Source organism: Pseudonocardia pini (assembly GCF_013870575.1).
Lineage (GTDB): Bacteria > Actinomycetota > Actinomycetes > Mycobacteriales > Pseudonocardiaceae > Pseudonocardia > Pseudonocardia pini.
This window is the reverse complement of sequence record NZ_JACBXB010001012.1, coordinates 1-1,615: the sequence shown is the minus strand read 5'-3', so window position 1 is coordinate 1,615 and position 1,615 is coordinate 1. Positions and strand designations below refer to the sequence as shown.

At 74.9% G+C, this 1,615-nt stretch carries 3 protein-coding genes; all 3 read right to left on the bottom strand.

Annotation, left to right across the window (positions count from 1 at the left end; all coding sequences use genetic code 11):
* On the bottom strand, positions 1–315 hold a 315-nt coding region (locus tag H5J29_RS31970), incomplete at its 3' end, for an AfsR/SARP family transcriptional regulator (protein WP_181784647.1).
* 46 nt (positions 316–361) lie between these two features.
* Positions 362–493 (bottom strand): hypothetical protein, encoded by a 132-nt coding sequence (locus tag H5J29_RS36025; RefSeq protein ID WP_281376157.1) that lies wholly within the window; start codon positions 491–493, stop codon positions 362–364.
* 76 nt (positions 494–569) lie between these two features.
* Positions 570–1,615 (bottom strand): M20/M25/M40 family metallo-hydrolase (locus tag H5J29_RS31965; protein WP_181784646.1); only part of this gene is annotated, 1,046 nt, incomplete at its 5' end.

Sequence of the window (1,615 nt, the reverse complement as noted above, 5' to 3'; positions counted from 1 at the left end):
GACGGCGATGGTCGGCCTGGTCGCCGAGGCCGTCTCGACGTCCGACGGGTCGACCTCCAGCCGGTACCCGCCGGGGACGGTCGCGACCACCTCGGGTCCGAGGGCACGGCGCAGCCGGGAGACGAGCGCCTGCAGGGCGTTGGCGGAGGCGGGCTCACTGCCCCACAGGTCGTCGACCAGGATCTCCGCGGTCACCGTGCGGCCGGGGGCGAGGGCGAGCCGGGCGAGCAGCCCACGCAGCCGCAGCCCACTCGGGGCGACGTCCACCCCGGACGGGCCCCAGGCGGCCACCGGGCCCAGTACGCCGATCCGCATCGACCCAGTCTGCCGGGTCGCCGCTCGCCGCGCGAACGATATATCGTTAAATATCGCCGTCGATCCGACCCGCCGGGACCCGGCTCCCGCAGACCAGCAGCAGGAGGTCCTGCGCCCGGCCCGACACGACCCGGCCCTCGCCGTAGGACCAGCCGATGTCCGTGGCCTTCGGCTGCACGCCGGTGCGCCCACAGCTCGTGCAGCGTCCAGCCCGCGTTCGCGGACGGCGCCCTGCCGAGGGCGGGTCCGGTGGGTCAGCGGCGGAGCTCGTCGAGCAGGAACGCCTCCGCCTTCGCGCCGGTGCCGAACATCGACAGCGACAGGCTCTCGTCGATCCCGTGCCAGCGGCTCGACGGGTCGCCCACCCCCGTGACCAGCACCGCCGCGCCCGGGAAGGTGCGGGCGAACTCGGCGATGAAGGGGATGGAGCCGCCGATCCCGGTCTCCACGGTCGCGTTGCCGTAGGCCTCGGAGAAGGCGCGCTTGGCGGCGTCGTACGCCCCGCCGTTCGCGTCGAGGGAGAACGGCTCGGCCACACCGGACCCCGGGGTCACCTCCACGGAGGCGCCCCACGGCACGTGCGCCTTCAGGTGTGCTGCGAGCGTGTCCCGCGCCGCGAGGGTGTCCTCGCCGGGGGCGAGCCGCATGCTGACCATGGCGCGGGCGCGCGGGATCAGGACGTTCGCGGACTGGGCGACGGTGGGAGCGTCGATCCCCAGCACGGCGATCGCGGGCTTGTGCCAGATCCGCTCGGCCAGCGTGCCGGTCCCGAGCAGCTCGGCCCCGGGAACGAGCCCCGCCTCCGCACGGAACTCCGCCTCGGGTATGTCGGTCGCCGAGGCGTCGGTGCCCGAGTTCGAGTGCAGCCCCGCGACGGCGACCTCGCCCTTCTCGTCGTGCAGGCTCGCCAGGCCGTGGCAGAGCGCGGTGAGCGCGTCCCCGACCGGCCCGCCGAACACCCCGGAGTGCAGCGGGCGCTCCAGCAGGGACACCTCGACGACCACGTCCACCAGCCCGCGCAGGCTCGTGGTCAGGGCCGGGACGTCGACGGCGGGGTTGGCGGCGTCGGCGATCACGATCACGTCCGCGGCCAGCAGCTCGTGGTGCTCGCGCAGCAGCGCGGGCAGGGTGGGGGAGCCGGACTCCTCCTCGCCCTCGATGAACAGCGTGACACCGACCGGGGGCCTGCCCTCGTAGGCGCGGAGCACCGCGAGGTGGGTCATCACGCCCGCCTTGTCGTCCGCCGCGCCGCGGCCGTAGAGCCGACCCGCACGCTCGGTCGGCTCGAAGGGCGGGCTGG